This window comes from Leclercia barmai (genome assembly GCF_049312895.1).
Taxonomy (GTDB): Bacteria; Pseudomonadota; Gammaproteobacteria; order Enterobacterales; family Enterobacteriaceae; genus Enterobacter; species Enterobacter barmai.
Genome location: NZ_JBMNWZ010000006.1, coordinates 236986 through 254163, shown reverse-complemented (window position 1 = coordinate 254163; position 17178 = coordinate 236986). Strand labels below are relative to the sequence as shown.

The 17178-nt window shown below is 55.5% G+C and carries 14 protein-coding genes, 5 tRNA genes and 1 other RNA gene; 4 read left to right on the top strand and 16 right to left on the bottom strand.

The genetic code is table 11. The features are described 5' to 3' along the window. The 5 genes from ACOYA6_RS20315 to ACOYA6_RS20295 all read right to left on the bottom strand — a co-directional run. A partial coding sequence (locus ACOYA6_RS20315) for a GTP-binding protein (RefSeq protein ID WP_002436303.1) occupies positions 1-87 on the bottom strand: 87 nt, incomplete at its 3' end. 118 nt (positions 88-205) lie between these two features. Further along, positions 206-281 (bottom strand) — tRNA-Thr (locus ACOYA6_RS20310). Positions 282-287: 6 nt separating this feature from the next. Then, positions 288-362, bottom strand: a tRNA-Gly gene (locus ACOYA6_RS20305). Between the two features lie 117 nt (positions 363-479). Then, positions 480-564, bottom strand: a tRNA-Tyr gene (locus tag ACOYA6_RS20300). A gap of 8 nt (positions 565-572) precedes the next feature. Then, a tRNA-Thr gene (locus ACOYA6_RS20295) sits at positions 573-648 on the bottom strand. A 337-nt stretch (positions 649-985) separates the two neighbouring features. Here ACOYA6_RS20295 and coaA point away from each other — a divergent pair. Further along, positions 986-1936 (top strand): type I pantothenate kinase, encoded by a 951-nt coding sequence (gene coaA / locus ACOYA6_RS20290; protein ID WP_138370866.1) that lies wholly within the window; start codon positions 986-988, stop codon positions 1934-1936. Between the two features lie 49 nt (positions 1937-1985). Here coaA and dppF read toward each other — a convergent pair whose 3' ends face one another. The 10 genes from dppF to ACOYA6_RS20240 all read right to left on the bottom strand — a co-directional run bounded on the left by dppF (position 1986) and on the right by ACOYA6_RS20240 (position 12749). Continuing rightward, entirely contained in the window at positions 1986-2999 is a 1014-nt protein-coding gene (gene dppF, locus ACOYA6_RS20285; RefSeq protein ID WP_039031125.1) for a dipeptide ABC transporter ATP-binding subunit DppF, read from the bottom strand. Further along, a complete protein-coding gene (gene dppD, locus ACOYA6_RS20280; RefSeq protein WP_039031126.1) occupies positions 2996-3979 on the bottom strand; it encodes a dipeptide ABC transporter ATP-binding protein in 984 nt (327 codons plus the stop codon). The genes dppF and dppD overlap by 4 nt, the downstream gene beginning before the upstream one ends. A 10-nt stretch (positions 3980-3989) precedes the next feature. Next, positions 3990-4886, bottom strand: a complete 897-nt coding sequence (gene dppC, locus ACOYA6_RS20275) for a dipeptide ABC transporter permease DppC (protein ID WP_039031127.1) — start codon at positions 4884-4886, stop codon at positions 3990-3992. A 9-nt stretch (positions 4887-4895) separates the two neighbouring features. Continuing rightward, positions 4896-5915: a dipeptide ABC transporter permease DppB gene (gene dppB / locus ACOYA6_RS20270; RefSeq protein ID WP_039031128.1), complete on the bottom strand. Its 1020-nt coding sequence runs from the start codon at positions 5913-5915 to the stop codon at positions 4896-4898. A gap of 177 nt (positions 5916-6092) precedes the next feature. Continuing rightward, positions 6093-7700 carry a dipeptide ABC transporter periplasmic-binding protein DppA gene (gene dppA, locus ACOYA6_RS20265; RefSeq protein WP_039031129.1) on the bottom strand — a complete coding sequence of 536 codons (1608 nt, stop codon included), beginning with the start codon at positions 7698-7700 and terminating at the stop codon, positions 6093-6095. A gap of 644 nt (positions 7701-8344) precedes the next feature. After that, a non-coding RNA gene (locus ACOYA6_RS20260) (RtT sRNA) lies at positions 8345-8476 on the bottom strand. A gap of 35 nt (positions 8477-8511) precedes the next feature. Further along, positions 8512-8588, bottom strand: a tRNA-Pro gene (locus ACOYA6_RS20255). Positions 8589-8679: 91 nt separating this feature from the next. Further along, on the bottom strand, positions 8680-10371 hold the full coding sequence (gene eptB, locus ACOYA6_RS20250; protein ID WP_039031130.1) for a kdo(2)-lipid A phosphoethanolamine 7''-transferase: 1692 nt from the start codon (positions 10369-10371) through the stop codon (positions 8680-8682). 265 nt (positions 10372-10636) lie between these two features. Next, the gene (locus ACOYA6_RS20245) at positions 10637-11839 is read right to left on the bottom strand and encodes an L-lactate MFS transporter (protein ID WP_039031131.1); all 1203 of its coding nucleotides are present in this window, start codon (positions 11837-11839) and stop codon (positions 10637-10639) included. Positions 11840-12044: 205 nt separating this feature from the next. After that, on the bottom strand, positions 12045-12749 hold the full coding sequence (locus ACOYA6_RS20240) for an autotransporter domain-containing protein (protein WP_039031132.1): 705 nt from the start codon (positions 12747-12749) through the stop codon (positions 12045-12047). Positions 12750-12927: 178 nt separating this feature from the next. Here ACOYA6_RS20240 and tag point away from each other — a divergent pair, with 178 nt between their 5' ends. Beyond that, entirely contained in the window at positions 12928-13491 is a 564-nt protein-coding gene (gene tag, locus ACOYA6_RS20235) for a DNA-3-methyladenine glycosylase I (protein WP_138370865.1), read from the top strand. Further along, positions 13488-13934 (top strand): N-acetyltransferase, encoded by a 447-nt coding sequence (locus ACOYA6_RS20230; protein ID WP_039031134.1) that lies wholly within the window; start codon positions 13488-13490, stop codon positions 13932-13934. Before tag ends, ACOYA6_RS20230 begins: the two co-directional genes overlap by 4 nt. On the opposite strand, the gene ACOYA6_RS20225 is transcribed toward ACOYA6_RS20230, so the two are convergent. Beyond that, a complete protein-coding gene (locus ACOYA6_RS20225) occupies positions 13897-16224 on the bottom strand; it encodes a molybdopterin guanine dinucleotide-containing S/N-oxide reductase (RefSeq protein WP_422655291.1) in 2328 nt (775 codons plus the stop codon). The genes ACOYA6_RS20230 and ACOYA6_RS20225 overlap by 38 nt on opposite strands. Positions 16225-16392: 168 nt before the next feature. On the opposite strand from ACOYA6_RS20225, the gene ACOYA6_RS20220 reads away from it, so the two are divergent. After that, positions 16393-17055: an OmpA family lipoprotein gene (locus ACOYA6_RS20220; RefSeq protein WP_039031136.1), complete on the top strand. Its 663-nt coding sequence runs from the start codon at positions 16393-16395 to the stop codon at positions 17053-17055. Positions 17056-17178 lie beyond the last annotated feature (123 nt).

The following is a 17178-nucleotide window of genomic DNA, read 5'->3' as shown; positions in this document are numbered from 1 at the left end:
GGTCAGCGTTGTTTTACCATGGTCAACGTGGCCGATAGTACCGACGTTAACGTGCGGTTTTGTACGTTCAAACTTTTCTTTAGACATCGATTGTCCCTCTAAGACACGGATAAATCGGTGATATCACCACATCAACCAGGCGAAATGCCTGAACTGTTGAATACATTTAAATTGAAACAGAGAGAAACGGGAGGGAGAAGTGAAGTGGTGCTGATACCCAGAGTCGAACTGGGGACCTCACCCTTACCAAGGGTGCGCTCTACCAACTGAGCCATATCAGCACGTATTGGAGCGGGCAGCGGGAATCGAACCCGCATCATCAGCTTGGAAGGCTGAGGTAATAGCCATTATACGATGCCCGCATCCTGAAACTCGGCTACCCAGTTCTTTCTGTAACAAAAAAAGAGATTTCTCTCTTTTTAAGTTCGAGCTGGTTAATTTTTTCAACCAACTCCGGCGGCGTTAACGCTGCCAGAAAGTGGTGGTGGGGGAAGGATTCGAACCTTCGAAGTCTGTGACGGCAGATTTACAGTCTGCTCCCTTTGGCCGCTCGGGAACCCCACCGGACTTGATGGTGCCGACTACCGGAATCGAACTGGTGACCTACTGATTACAAGTCAGTTGCTCTACCTACTGAGCTAAGTCGGCATCAAGTAGCGCGCATTCTATGGAGACATGGGCAGTCATGCAACTAAAAATTTGCATAAATTGTTCTTTCGCTCACATTTTGTGCGAGAAGAGAGAATAACGCTGTATTTTCAGGCAAGCACGCGCAAATATTCACCATATACTGCCGTGAAAGGGGCCCAAACCCGGTCTGTGACGATTCCCGCTTAACGTAACATGGAGCCATATTTTTTCTTATTATTCGGCTCATCTGGTGTTACCCTCCTGCCCATTGTCCAAAATTAACTATTATGTGATGCGCCATACCCCGCATGGCTAGCCTCTGTTGTGGGATGAGACGCCTCACTCAAGCATGCTTATGAGCAAAAAAGAGCAAATGTTAATGACGCCTTATCTCCAGTTTAGCCGCAGCCAGTGGGCTGCTCTGCGTGATTCCGTCCCGATGACCTTAACGGAAGGCGAAATCGCACGGTTAAAAGGGATAAACGAAGACCTGTCGCTTGAAGAAGTCGCCGAAATTTATTTGCCTCTGTCGCGTTTGCTGAATTTCTATATCAGTTCCAACCTTCGTCGACAGGCCGTCCTGGAGCAGTTCCTCGGGACTAATGGGCAGCGCATTCCTTATATCATCAGTATCGCCGGCAGCGTGGCCGTGGGTAAAAGCACCACCGCGCGCGTGCTGCAGGCGCTGCTGAGCCGCTGGCCGGAGCATCGCAGCGTTGAGCTGATCACCACCGACGGCTTCCTGCACCCCAACGAAGTGTTAAAAGAACGCGGCCTGATGAAGAAGAAAGGCTTCCCGCTCTCTTATGATATGCATCGTCTGGTGAAATTCGTTTCAGATTTGAAATCCGGCGCGCCGAACGTTACGGCTCCGGTCTATTCGCATCTGATCTACGACCGCATCCCGGACGGGGACAAAACGGTGGTGCAGCCGGACATTCTGATTCTGGAAGGGTTAAATGTTCTGCAAAGCGGGATGGACTACCCTCATGACCCACATCATGTCTTTGTCTCTGACTTTGTCGACTTCTCTATTTATGTCGATGCCCCGGAAGACTTATTGCAAAACTGGTACATCAACCGCTTCCTGAAGTTCCGCGAAGGGGCGTTCACCGATCCTGACTCTTATTTCCACAACTACGCCCAGCTCTCAAAAGAAGAGGCCGTTAATGTGGCGACCGCACTGTGGAATGAGATCAACTACGTGAACCTGAAAGAGAACATTCTCCCGACGCGTGAGCGCGCCAGCCTGATCCTCACCAAAAGTGAAAAGCACGCTGTCGACCAGATCCGATTACGAAAATAGTGTCGCGCATCCAATAAAAAACCGGCGAATTCGCCGGTTTTTTTATGACTTACGCCTGAGGCTTCTCGCCGTTTTCGTCCTGGTCGACCGCAAAGCAGGCTACCAGTTGTCCGCCGTAGTCTTTTAACTGCGGTTGCAGCTGGGTGCACGGCCCAAAGCGACGACGGCAGCGGGCGTTGAAAGCACAACCCGGCGGTGGATTAAGCGGGCTTGGCAGCTCGCCGGTCAGTTTAATACGCTCCCGACGTTCATCCGGGTTCAGACGTGGCGTCGCAGAGAGCAACGCCTGCGTATACGGATGGCGCGGGTTATTAAAGATCTGATCCTTGGTTCCCTTCTCCACACAGCGGCCCAGATACATCACCATCACTTCATCCGCAATGTGTTCCACCACCGACAGGTCGTGAGAGATGAAGACGTACGACAGACCTAAATCCTGCTGCAGATCCATCATCAGGTTCAGCACCTGCGCACGAACGGATACGTCCAGCGCGGAGACCGGTTCATCGGCGATCACCACGTCCGGGTCGAGCATCAGACCACGGGCAATAGCGATACGCTGACGCTGGCCGCCGGAGAACATATGCGGATAGCGATCGTAGTGCTCGGTCTTGAGCCCCACCTTGGCCATCATCGCCAGCGCCTTCTCGCGACGCTGCTCTTTGCTCAGCGTGGAGTTAATCTGCAGCGGCTCCTCCAGAATCTGCCCCACCTTTTTACGCGGGTTCAGCGAACCATACGGGTTCTGGAACACAATCTGGATTTTCTGGCGACGCAGTTTCTGCGCGTTAGGATCGTGCTTGAGCAGATCCTGCCCCTGATAGTAAAGCTCGCCCCCGGTCGGGGTTTCAATCATGGTCAGCAGACGGCCCAGCGTGGATTTCCCACAGCCGGACTCCCCCACCACCGCCAGCGTTTTACCGCGCTCGAGGGTAAAGGAGACGCCATCCAGCGCTTTCACCAGGCGCTCAGGGGCAAACATCCCCTTCTTCACCGGATAGTGTTTTTTCAGATCGATAGCCTGCAACAGCGGCTGTTGCATGGTGGCCTCTTGCGTACTCATAGTGTGGGCCTCCCGGCATCATCGAGTGGGTAGTGACATTTAGACTGGCGACCGTCACTAAGCGTATAGAGATCTGGCTCATCGGTGCGGCATTTGTCCGTAGCATACGGGCAGCGCGGGTTCAGCAGACAGCCGGTTGGGCGGTCGTATTTCCCCGGTACCACGCCCGGCAGTGACGCCAGACGCGCCTTATCCTGTGCAAACTCCGGCAAGGCACGCAGCAGCGCCTGGGTATAGGGGTGACGCGGCGCGCGGAAGATATCGTGCGAACTGCCGGTTTCCACTACTTGCCCGGCATACATCACGATGATTTTATGCGCCGCTTCGGCCACTAACGCCAGGTCATGGGTGATCAGGATCAGCGCCATGTTCTCTTTCTGCTGTAACTCCAGCAGCAGCTCGATGATCTGTGCCTGAATGGTCACGTCCAGCGCGGTTGTCGGTTCATCGGCAATCAGCAGTTTTGGACGGCAGGCGATCGCCATGGCGATCATCACACGCTGGCTCATCCCGCCGGAGAGCTGGTGCGGATAGACATCCAGACGCGAGGCCGGGTCAGGAATACCCACCTGGTTCAGCAGGTCGATCGCCCGCTGGCGACGGGTTTTCTTGTTACCGCCCTGATGCACCTTGATCGCTTCCATGATCTGGAAACCGACGGTGTAGCACGGGTTAAGGCTGGTCATCGGGTCCTGGAAGATCATCGCCACTTCGGCACCGACCAGGTTGCGGCGCTCTTTTTCAGAAATGCGCTTCAAATCCTGCCCGTTAAATTCCAGGTTTTCCGCCATCACGCGGCCGGGAAAATCAATCAGTCCCATGATAGCCAGTGAGCTCACCGACTTACCGGAACCAGACTCACCTACAATGCCGACCACTTCACCCTGATTTACGCTGTAGCTAACACGGTCTACGGCGCGAAACTCGGAGCCTACGTCACCGAAGTGCACCGATAATTTATCTACATTTAATAACGCCATCTCGTGCCTCTTACTGCTTCAGTTTGGGATCAAGTGCATCACGCAGACCATCACCCATCAGGTTAAATGCCAGCACCGTCAGCAGGATCGCCAGACCCGGGAAGGTCACGACCCACCAGGCGCTTTGCGCGAACTGCAACACGTCGGAGAGCATGGTGCCCCACTCCGGTGTTGGCGGCTGCGCACCCATGCCAAGGAAGCCAAGAGCGGCCATATCGAGAATGGCGTTAGAGAAACCGAGCGACGCCTGGACAATCAGCGGCGCAAGGCAGTTAGGAAGAATGTTGACGAACATCTGGCGCATCGCACCGGCACCCGCCACGCGAGAGGCGGTGACGTAGTCGCGGTTCACTTCCACCAGCACCGCCGCACGGGTTAATCGCACGTAGTGTGGGAGCGCAACGAACGTCAGGGCGAGCGCGGCGTTGCCGATTGACGGGCCGAAGATCGCCACCAGCACCAGCGCCAGCAGCAGGCTTGGCAGGGCCAGCATGATGTCGACGATACGCATAATGGTGTTATCAATCAGGCCGCCAAAGTAACCGGCGATCAGGCCCAGCACCACGCCGAGGATCAGCGAGAGTACCACCACCAGACAGCCAACCAGCAGTGACAAACGTGCACCGTACATCAGACGGGAGAGCACGTCGCGGCCCACGTCATCGGTCCCCAGCAGGTGGGCAAATGTTCCACCCTCCTGCCAGGCTGGCGGGGCCAGCAGCACGTCGCGGAACTGATCCGCCGGGTTATACGGCGCCAGCACGTTCGCAAAAACCGCAATCAGGATCATGATGGAAACGTAAACCAGCCCCACCACAGCGCCTTTGTTGCGCTTGAAGTAGTGCCAGAACTCCTGCAGCGGCGTCATTGGCACCGGTGCAGCTTTATTTGCAGTAACTTGTGACATGATGGCCCCTTACTTCTTATGACGAATACGCGGGTTCACCACGCCGTACAGCAAATCGACCAGCAGGTTAACGAGGATAATCATCGTCGCCACCAGCAGCACACCGCCCTGCACAACCGGATAGTCACGGCGCTGCAGTGCGTCAATCAGCCAGCGCCCCAGGCCCGGCCAGGAGAAGATGGTTTCGGTCAGGATCGCCCCTGCCAGCAGCGTACCTACCTGCAGGCCGATAACCGTTACCACCGGCAGCATGGCGTTACGCAGCGCATGGACGATAATCACGCGCATGCGGGTCAGCCCTTTGGCGCGGGCAGTACGGATGTAATCCTCGCCCAGCACTTCCAGCATCGACGAACGGGTCATACGCACGATAACCGCCAGCGGGATTGTCCCGAGCACCATCGCAGGCAGGATCATGTGCGCCAGCGCATCAATAAAGTTGCCCTCTTCGCCCCAGATAGCCGTGTCGATCAGCATAAAGCCGGTCAGCGGGTTGGTGTCATCAAGGAAGACCATATCGCTGACGCGCCCTGAGACCGGAGTCAGGTTCAACTGCACCGATACCAGCATGATCAGCATCATGCCCCACCAGAAGATAGGCATGGAGTAACCGGTCAGCGCCAGGCCAACGGCGGTGTGATCGAAGATAGAGCCACGTTTTACCGCAGCCAGCACGCCCACCGGGATACCCACGGCGACGGCAAAAATCATGGCGCAGACACCGAGTTCCAGCGTCGCTTTAAATCGTGGTACGAACTCTTCCCACACCGGAAGACGGCTTTTCAGCGAGATACCTAAATCACCATGCATCACACCCCAGATATAGTGGAGATACTGCTGCCACATCGGCTTATCCAGCCCCAGTTCGGCCAACAGTTGTGCATGACGTTCAGGAGAAATGCCACGCTCGCCCGCCATAATCATTACCGGGTCACCGGGGATCATATGGACAAAAGCGAAGGTGAGAAGGGTGATACCGATAAACGTGGGGATAACAAGTCCCAGACGTCGGAGGATGAACTGCAACATAACCCGGATTCTCTCTAATGACGCTCGCCGGAAGGCGTGACGTCTGTATTGCTCACAAATCTTATTCCCTCCCCTTTTAGAGAGGGAATAAAGCACTGCTGCCGGGTGGCGCTACGCTTACCCGGCCTACATGCCGTAGGCCAGTGCAAGCGCAGCGCCGCCTGGCGTTGCTTTTAATTATTCAACAGAGACGTTTTCGAAGTGGTGTTTACCCAGTGGGTCAACCACGTAGCCTTTAACTTCTTTACGCACTGGCTCATATACGGTGGAGTGAGCCACGATCAGCGCCGGAGCCTGGTCATGCATCACAACCTGAGCCTGTTTGTACAGCTCGATACGCTTGTTGTGATCTTCTGCAGCACGTGCCGGCTGAATCAGGTCTTCAAACGGCTTGTAGCACCAGCGAGAGTAGTTAGAACCGTCTTTCGCCGCGGCGCAGCTGAACAGGGTTGCGAAGAAGTTATCCGGATCCCCGTTGTCACCGGTCCAGCCCATCATCACAGCCTGGTGTTCACCGGCTTTAGCACGCTTCAGGTACTCGCCCCACTCGTAGGTCACGATCTTGGCCTGGACGCCGATCTTAGCCCAGTCAGCCTGAACCATCTCGGCCATACGGCGAGCGTTCGGGTTGTATGGACGCTGGACTGGCATTGCCCACAGCTCAACGGTGAAGCCTTTATCCTGGCCTGCTTCTTTCAGCAGCGCTTTCGCTTTCTCAACGTCATAGGTGTAATCCTTAACGTCGTCGTTATAGCCCCACATGGTTGGTGGGATCAGGTTCTTGGCTGCAACGCCAGCGCCCTGGTAAACGGCTTTAATGATCGCTTCTTTGTTCACCGCGTAGGTCAGCGCCTGACGCACTTTCACGTCATCAAACGGTTTCTTCTCGGTGTTGAAGGAGAGATAGCCAACGTTCAGACCCGCCTGCTCCAGCAGGTTGATGTTTTTGTCCTGCTTCATGCGCGCGATGTCTGCCGGGTTCGGGTACGGCATAACCTGGCATTCGTTCTTCTGCAGCTTGGCGTAACGCACGGAGGCGTCAGGCGTGATGGAGAAGACCAGACGGTCGATCTGCGGCTTGGTGCCCCAGTAGCCTTCGAACGCTTTGTACAGGATGCGGGAGTCTTTCTGGTACTGCAGCAGCTGGAATGGACCGGTACCGATTGGGTTCAGGTCAACTTTTTCCGGGGTGCCGGCTTTCAGCATGTTGTCCGCATACTCTTTAGAGAGAATAGAGGCGAAGTCCATGGCCAGGTCAGCCAGGAATGGCGCTTCCGGACGGGTCAGCACGAACTGAACGGTTTTGTCGTCCACTTTTTTGATTTCGCTGATCAGATCCGGCAGACCCATACCTTCGAAGTACTCATAGCTGCCGCCGGAGACTTTGTGGTACGGGTTCTGGGCATTTTTCTGGCGGTCGAAGGAGAACACCACGTCGTCTGCATTCAGATCGCGCGTAGGTTTGAATTCTTTGCTGTCCTGCCACTTCACGCCCTGACGCAGGTGGAAGGTATAGGTTTTACCGTCTTCGCTGACTTCCCACTTCTCTGCCAGACCCGGAATAACTTCCGTGGTACCGGTTTTGAATTCAACCAGACGGTTATAGATAGGTACAGAGCTAGCGTCGTACGTTGTACCAGAGGTAAAGAGCTGTGGGTTAAAGCCTTCCGGCGAGCCTTCAGAACAGTAGACCAGGGTTTTTGCCTGTACGCTTGCTGCGACAGTCATGGCTACCAGGCTCAGACCAAGCTTCAGCATCCCTGACTTCTTCAAGGAAATACTCATTGTTATTCTGCTCCAATGTGATGTTTTTTGTTGTGTTACTCCGCCTGACCTTTAATTTGTTTTTTACCCGGTCCGGTCGGTGCTGCCCTAAGGCGTTATAAGGGATGGAGATTCCTTTCAGAAGAGCGACTGAGTTGCAGCGCAGATCCTCCCTGAATTGCCCCTCGTGCCCTACAATCTGTCAACAGAATGTGAAAACGTCAATACAGGTGACGGGGATTTACGCTAAGTGTGAGAATCGGCAAACAAAGATTAAAAAAACTACCGGGGCGTATTTTCAGCAGGGAAATTTATGCTACCCGCCATGATGCAGCACAACTCTCTGCGCATTCTCCTACAACCAGTGATTAACATTTATTCAACCCGCGTAAATTTTCTTACAGAATGGCGATTATCTGCGCACTAAATGCCGTGAACGTTAAAACGCACAGGGGAAAATGCTGAGGTTATGTATAAGCAACGCGAAAAAAGATCATTCCATATATAAAAAAATACAATGGAATATGTCACATAATCGTTACCAGGCAGAGTGAAACTAAGGTAAAGCGTATTTTGGCTAATTAAGAGAGTTAAGTCTTTTGAGGAAGTAATTTCTGCGGGTGATAAATGCAAAAACCCCGCTCAAAGAGCGGGGTTTTCAAATGTGGTCGGCGAGAGAGGATAACTCGTCACTTCGTGACTCGCCCTTCGGGCCGTTGCTGAAGCAACGTTCTCTCGCTTCGCTCGAGTCGAACCTCCTGCCCCGGAGGTCCTCATCCTCATAACTTTCAGATGAAAAAAACCCCTGCTCAAAGAGCAGGGGTTTCGAATGTGGTCGGCGAGAGAGGATTCGAACCTCCGACCCACTGGTCCCAAACCAGTTGCGCTACCAAGCTGCGCTACTCGCCGAATGCGGAGCGCATCTTACTGCTACGCTGCAACCCCGTCAATCCCTTATTCTGAAAAAGCCATTCGATCGGCTATAAAGTCGCCAGGCCCATTACTTCGCGGCTTTCGCAGCGCTGTCCGGCACTTTACACCAGTTGTTATTCTCGTTAATCCCACCGTCTGGCGAGGTATAACCGAGGCAACCGAGAATGGTGTCATACAGCTCCACATGACGACGCGCCACTTTCATATCCGCCTGCTCTTTGAGGTGGGCAAACATTTTGGCTTTCTCCGGGTTCTCCAGATACTTGTCAGACATCCACACCATCATCGGGACGCGGAACTGCTCCGGCGGCGCCATCTTGCGCGGCGTACCGTGCAGGTGCTCTTTCTCGTTAATCGACTCACCGTGATCGGCGGCGTAGAAGACAATGGCTTTCTTATCACGCACCTGGTCAATCACGCTGTCGATAAAGTGATCCACATAGGTCACCGAGTTGTCATAGGAGTTGATCAGCTGCTGTTTGCTGCAGTCTTTATCCACGCCCTTACACTCCGGCGTCCATTTCGCAAAGCTGCGCGGATAACGCTGGGTATAGTTAAAGTGCGACCCTTTGGTATGCAGGATGATCATATGCTTACCGTCCTGGTTGCCCTGCAGGGAGCGCTGCATCTCGTCGATCAGCAGCATATCGTCCACGCTCTTACCGCGGTTACGCGGCTCAGCGCCAATCTGCTCACGATAGGCGATGTTGTTGGCCATGGTGTTGCTGTAGAACCACATCTCGCTTTGCATCGCGTAGAGGTCGGAGCTAAAGCCCAGCTGGCGTAGCACCGCGAAGACATTCTGCTCTTTCAACGTACGCTGTGGATTATCGCTTGCCCCACCCTCACGCACGAACATGCAGCGCAGCGAGAGCTTGGTCGCCGTATCGCAGGAATACCCGCGGAAGGCGACGAGGTTTTTCTCCTGTGCCAGCTTCGGCGTAGTATCCCGTTCATAGCCCAGCATACCCATATGATCCCAGCGCGTGGTTTCACCAATAATGAAGATCACATAGGTGTCATCAATATCCGCAGGCGCCTGATAGGTAAATTTCTTCGCCGGGTTCATCAGCGATTTGTTGTCGGACGACTCGTCCACCTGCGCCCAGGCGTATAACCCCAGCGCGGAGATCCAGTTGGACGGCAGATAGGAGTTCGCCACCACGCCGCCGTAGCTCGGCATATCCACGCCGGAGGTACGTTCAACGTTCTTCTGCTGTAAATCCAGCAGGCGGATAGGTCCCCAGACCATCAGTCCCGCCAGGACGACCACCGCGGCGCTTCTGATACGCTGTCCCGGGGTACGCAGCTGGCGCAACAGCGTATAGCGGCAGCGGTTGTTCCAGATAAGCAGCAGCGGCAGGATGCTGACGCAAACCAGCCAGAGAACAAAGTGGATACCGACCACCTCTTTCGAGAGGTCAATATCCGTGGTCATCACCGAGGCAATAATGCCGTAGCCGATCACCACGTTCATAAAAGTCATGTAATAGCTGGCACCCGCCGAGCACAGCACCACCAGCGTGGCGAGAACGCGCCATATCCGGCGGCCAAACAGCGACAGCAAACGCAGTAAAAAGAAGGTGACCAGCACAGTGGCAACCAGTTCAACGACCGCAGCGATTCCTTTCCAGGCGGTAAAGTCTTGCGCATAACCGTCAAACCGACGGAAAAAAACCGCGCCATTCATAAACAGACCGATGTACAACGCGAGCAAAAAGCTGAGCTTTTGTTGCGTCATCGCTTTGATATATTTCATTAATGCAACCTGGAAAAAGATAATGTAGAGCCGTCTCACTCTTGGTTAAAAAGTGAACAACATATTTCATTGCCTGGGAGTACGTTATAGGAAACGTCTGTAAGCGCGGTAAGTAGACCACAGGGAAAAGAAAAAGTGGCAGCAGAGAATGTGATCCCTGCAAATATTTACAAAAAAACAAGTCCGATGACATACCACCGGCCTGTTTTTTACGGAGTGCAGCGAAAAAAAAGGCCGGAATATCCGGCCCTTAGAGGGAGTTTACTCAGGCATGCGCTTGTTTAAATATTTCGCGCTGCGGCTGGCGAATCGTAGTGGAAAGCGCCAGAGAAAGGATAAGCAGGGCGAATATTACGCAGAAGGTCACATAGAAGCCGCCGAACAGCGAAGCGATAAGCGAACCGCAAATACTGCCGATACCAAAACCTAAATAAATAACGCCGTAGTTTTTCGCCAGATTATTAAGGCCGAAGAACTCACTTACCAGCGACGGGAAGACGGTGATGGTGCCGCCGAAGTTAAACGCGACGCAGGCAATAGCCGCAAAGAAGGTCACTTCGTTGAGCGGGGCGAAAAGCAGTGCCGCCATCCCCACCAGCGAAACCACCTGGCCGATAGTAATGACGCGGATACGGGCGATTTTATCAGACAGGATCCCCAGCACCAGGCGGCCAGAGAGGTTGGCGATAGAGATAATGGTTACCGCGTTGGCCGCTGTTGCCGCGTCCAGTTTTACCATCCCTTGGGCGATATCTTTCGCCACGCCAATCACATACAGGCCACTCATGCAGGCGGTCAGGAACATGACAGCCAGCATCCAGTACTGCGGCTTACGCATTGACTGGGCCAGCGTAAAGTCGTTCTCGACCACACCGTTAACGGATTTCACTTCCTGCTGCGGGGCATCTTTCATCAGGGTGGCACCGAACAGGATCATCACCAGCACGATGGCGCCCCAGATCATAAAGGTCTTCTCAAGGCCGACGGTGGCGAGCAAATGGCTGTCGATAAATTTGAAGCCCAGGCTGCCAAGACCGTAAGAACCAATGGCAAAGGCGGAGATCAGCCCTTTACGTTCCGGGAACCATTTCACACAGTTCGACAGGGTTAACAGATAGCCCGCGCCATCCGCCAGCCCTACCAGCACCCCGGCGCTCAGCCACAGCATCATCAGATTGCTGGAGTGCGCGGTCAGGAAGAAGCCAACCCCCAGTAAAATCCCGGAGGCCATGGTGACGCGCTTAACGCCGAAGCGCTCCTGTAATTTACCGGCAACGGACGAGGAGAGCGCCAGGCCCAGGCTCAGCAAGCCAAAGGAGAAAGCCACCTGGCTCACCGGTGCATCGAGTTTATCGGAGAGGGCGCTGTTAAACAGGCTCCAGGTGTAGACCGAACCCAGCGCAAACTGGGTCACGATGGTGCCGATAAGGGTCAGCCAGCGGGTGCGGTTGTAAGATGATGTGTTCATGGCAGTTGTCCTGCAGCAGAAGAAAGGGAAATTCACTGCTGACAACGATAACTAAAACCCCAACTTACCAGGGGTAAAACGGCATGAAATGCAGAGGGCGTGGAATGAAATGCCGAAAATCAGGAATGAATGACCTGGACTGCCGTCTGAACCGCACCGGAGAAGGCTTACTTCCGGTGCTGCACAGGTCACTTATGCGCTTAATTCAGAACCTGGCGCTAACGCCGAGAGTATAAAGATAATCTTCGCCGGTGGTCATGTTTTCGGCCTGCGACATAGAAGCATAGGCCGCCATATAGGGGTTGATCAGCATATCTGCCCCGACGGTGACATCCATCCAGTTACCATATTGCGTGGACGGTGCCAGGCGTCCCAGGCCGGACTGCATTTTCCACTGATTATCGCCGAACTGCTGGTTATAGCTGATTTGCGCCCAGGGTCGCAGATCGCCCACGCGTGTATCAACGCGCCAGCCGAGCGTACTGACGCTGGCATGCCATAGCGGATCGATTAGCGACTGCGTGTTCACGCTATCGCCAAACTCGTTGTACATATTGGGCGTGGAGCCGTCATAGTGCCAGGCGGCAACCGGTCCGGTGGTAAAACGGCGGGCCACGGGAATACTCCAGCCCACGCTCATGGAGCTGGTCGCTTCCACGGGCGATTCATCAGGTAAATTCAGCGCTAAACCGGACGTATTCTGCGAAGAGAGAATTCGCTCTTTGAGGATGTCCTCATAACGCGGTTGGTGATCGTCGTCCCATGTATAACGCTCAGTGGTATTACTTTTCGTATCCGAAACGATATATTCCTGTTGCCAGGCGTTTGCTGTGTTGCCTGTCAGCAGACAGGCGAGGAAACTCACCAGACCGGTAACGGCATGGCGGCCACTTATTTTTTTTATAATCATCAAAGCGACTCCAGAGAAGAGCCGAATTCGGCGATATTTGTGATTGTGTAATTGAGGCCTGGTTGCGACATGAGGGATGTTGCGTATCAGCCTGTATTAACTATTGTCTCTTTAGATGACACGTCAAGCCGGGTCGATTGAAATTTTTGTCATTTCAGTAGCAAAAGGGAGAGAACCGATGCAACGTTGTGGCTGGGTTAGCCAGGATCCGCTTTATATCGCCTATCACGATAAAGAGTGGGGAGTGCCGGAAACTGACGGAAAACATTTATTCGAGATGATCTGTCTTGAGGGCCAGCAGGCCGGTTTATCCTGGATCACCGTGCTTAAAAAGCGGGAAAATTATCGTCAGGCCTTTCACCAGTTCGATCCGGTTCTGGTCGCCGGAATGACAACTGCCGATGTCGACAGGTTAGTGCTGGATGCGGGCATTATTCGCCACCGGGGTAAAATCGAAGCCATTATCGGCAACGCCCGGGCTTATCTGGCGATGGAAGAGAACGGCGAGCGGTTCTCCGATTTTGTCTGGTCCTTTGTTGATAACACCCCGCAGGTGACCCGGGCGGCAACGTTGGCGGAGATCCCCACCTCAACGCCCGCCTCGGACGCCCTCTCTAAGGCGCTGAAAAAACGCGGCTTCAAGTTCGTTGGCACCACCATCTGTTACTCCTTTATGCAGGCCTGCGGGCTGGTCAACGATCACGTCACCACCTGCCACTGCTACCCGGGAGGTCATACATGATCCGCAAATGGCTCAGCGACGACGTCGAGCCCCTGCTGACGCTCTGGCTGGAGAGCACCACCGTCGCCCATCCGTTTATCGATGCGCAGTACTGGGTAGAGAGCGAGGAGGTGGTGCGGGAAGTTTACCTGCCTTCGGCCGAGACATGGGTATGGGAAGAGGAAGGCGCGCTTCGCGGGTTTATCAGCGTGATGGAGTCGAAGTTCATCGGGGCGCTGTTTGTCGATCCCGCCTGGGCCGGCAAGGGCATCGGGCATGCGCTGATAAACCATGTTCAGCAGCGCTACCCGTATTTAAGCCTCGAGGTCTACCAGAAGAACAATCGGGCGGTGAATTTCTATCATGCTCAGGGCTTTCGCATTGAAGACAGCGCCTGGCAGGAAGATACCCAGCACCCGACCTGGCTTATGAGCTGGCAGGCGGATCAAACGCCGTCAGCGTAAGCGTCGGCCCCTGGTATTTTTCCAGCCACGCCAGCGCGGTATTCCCCGCGCAGCCGTTCCCCAGCTTCGAGCTGGGGAGATCTTTGGTCAGCACGTTGACCGCTCCGTTCTTACAAATCCCGTCGTTATCAGGATCCAGATCCGGCCATGCCCCCTGGTGAATGCAGATCACCCCCGGCTTGATGCCCTCGCTGACCACCGCGCCTGCCAGCACCTGGCCGCGATGGTTCCAGACGCGAACCACGTCGCCGTCGGCAATGCCGCACGCCTTCGCGTCATCCGGGTGCAGCGTTACCGGCTCGCGCCCGGCCACCGCGTACTGCTCGCGCAGGGAAGAGTAGTTAAGCTGGCTGTGCAGACGGTGCGCCGGGTGGGCAGAAAGAATTTGCAGTTGCCCCGGCTCGGCGTTGCCGTGCCACTCGTCCGGCTCCAGCCACATCGGGTGAGGCGGACAGTCGGCGTAGCCGAAGCCGGCAATGCGATCTGAATAAATCACGAGTTTGCCGCTCTCGGTTTTAAGCGGATGGCTTTCAGGATCGCGACGGAAATCAGCGAAGCGCACGAATTTCGCGTTGTCCTCGGATTCCGGCATTTCGACGATGGCATTGGCTTCCCAGAATTCGGCAAAGGGCGCTAAAGTCACGCCCTGGGCCGCGCCGCGCTGCCCGGCAATCTCATAAAACGTCTCCAGCCACTCCAGATCGGTTTTGCCTTCGGTGAAACGCTCGCCGCCGCCCTGCTCCCAGCGCTCGCTCAGCTCGGCAAACACATCAAGATCGTCACGCGCCTCATCGCGCGGGGCCACAACCCGCTTCATCGGCACCATATGCTGGTTGCTGTAGTCGCCGGTCATGGTCATGTCGTTGCGTTCAAACGAGGTGGTGGCCGGCAGCACGATATCGGCATGCTTCGCCGCCGCCGTCCAGAAGCACTCGGAGATGACCACCAGCTCCGGTTTTTGCCAGGCGCGGATCAGGCGGTTGGTGTCCTGATGGTGAGTAAAGTTGGCGCCGCCCGCCCACCAGACAAAGCGAATATCCGGGAAATGGCGATCCAGACCGTTGTGCTGATAAAAACCGCCGGGATTTTCCAGGGCTTCAACAATACGGGCGACCGGGAATTTATCCACCGCGTCGGTACCGCCTTTGACCGAACCCTGCATTGAGGCCAGCACCGCCGCGCGACGCGTCGGGTTACCGCCGTTGGCAAAGTGATACGAAAGCCCAAAGCCGCCGCCGGGGGTGCCAATCTGGCCGAGCATTGCCGCAAGCGTAACCAGCATCCAGTGTTTCTGCTCGCCAAACTGCTGGCGCTGCATGCCCCAGCCGGACATCAGCATCGTGGTGTTATGGTGGAACAACGCCGCCAGTTCACGAATTTTATCGGCTGGAACGCCGCAAATGTCGGCAGCCCATTCGGCGGTTTTGGCGATACCGTCTGTCGCACCGGTCAGGTAGTCGGCAAACTTTTCATACCCGGAAGTGCAGCGCGCCAGGAAGGCTTCATCCTGCCAGCCGTTTTCCACCAGCGTATGGGCGATGCCGAGCATCAGTGCCACATCGGTGCCCATGTGCGGGGCGATCCACTCGGCGCTGTCGCCAAAGAAATCCATGGTTTCGGAGCGCATCGGATCGATGCAGATCAGGCGCTTGCCGCTTTTACGCAGCGCGTCAAAGTAGGGTATTCCCTGCTCGTCGCTGGCGTTCCACGCGATCTTGAGGGTATTAAGCGGGTTAGCGCTCCACAGCACCACCACCTCAGAGTGCTCCAGCACCAGCGGCCAGCTGGTCTGCTGCTGATAGACTTCGTTGCCGCCCACCACATACGGCATGATGGCCTGCGCCGCGCCGGTTGAGTAATCCCCCAGATGGCCGGTATAGCCGCCCGCCAGGCTCATATAGCGCTGAAGCAGGGTGGCCGCTTTGTGCAGCACGCCGTTGGAGCGCCAGCCGTACGAACCGGCAAAAATGGACGATGGACCATAACTCTGGCGAATGCGTTTATGCTGCGCATCGATAAGCGTCAGCGCTTCGTCCCAGCTGACGCGCACGAATTCATCCTGCCCGCGCACCCCCTGTGGATTATCCGGCGAGGCGAGAAAGCCTTTACGCACCATTGGCCAGCGCACGCGTGTTTTGCTGTGCACCTGGTCGCGCACCGCGGTCTGCAGGGAATTGGGATGCTTTGTCGGCAACGCGCCACGGGAAGAGAGCACCCTGTCGCCGTCGGTTTCGACCAGCATGGGCCCCCAGTGGGCTGCAGTCAGAATGGTTTTTGTTGAAGTGGTCACAGCGTGTGCTCCTGGATTGCCGGTTGCAGGTTTTCTCAGCCTTCATTGAGACTGTTTATGATTTGACACAAATTTAAGAGTTATCCCCGGAATTTTCTCCGTAACTGGACGTCATAATCAACCGCCACGCCCGTCGTGGCAAAGAATAAAAAAGCTTAAGGAAAGAAGATGAAAAAAAGCGCACTTATGATTGCCGCCGTAGTGAGCGGCGCCCTGGTTGTTTCAGGCTGCACCACCAACCCTTACACCGGCGAACGCGAAGCGGGTAAATCAGGCATTGGCGCAGGCATCGGTTCCCTGGTGGGCGCAGGTGTTGGCGCGCTCTCCTCCTCGAAGAAAGACCGCGGCAAAGGTGCCCTGATTGGTGCCGCAGCAGGCGCAGCGCTGGGCGGCGGCGCGGGTTATTACATGGACGTGCAGGAAGCGAAGCTGCGCGACAAAATGCAGGGTACCGGCGTAAGCGTGACCCGCAGCGGCGATAACATCATTCTGAACATGCCAAACAACGTCACCTTCGACAGCAGCAGCGCAACGCTGAAACCGGCGGGTGCCAACACCCTGACCGGCGTGGCGATGGTGCTGAAAGAGTACGAAAAAACCGCGGTGAACGTGCTGGGCTATACCGACAGCACCGGCAGCCAGGATCTGAACATGCGTCTCTCCCAGCAGCGTGCTGACGCGGTGGCCAGCTCGCTCATCACCCAGGGCGTGGCGGTGAACCGCATTCGCACCAGCGGCATGGGCCCGGCGAATCCGATCGCCAGCAACAGCACGGCGGAAGGCAAAGCGCAGAACCGCCGCGTTGAGATCACTTTAAGTCCGGTGCAGTAGGTAAAAGCAAAACGGCAACCTGTTTGCCGTTTTTAGTGTTTGCGCCCTCTCCCCGTGGGAGAGGGTCGGGGTGAGGGCATCAGGCCGCACAAACCCCAGGCCCGGTAAGCGTAGCGCCACCGG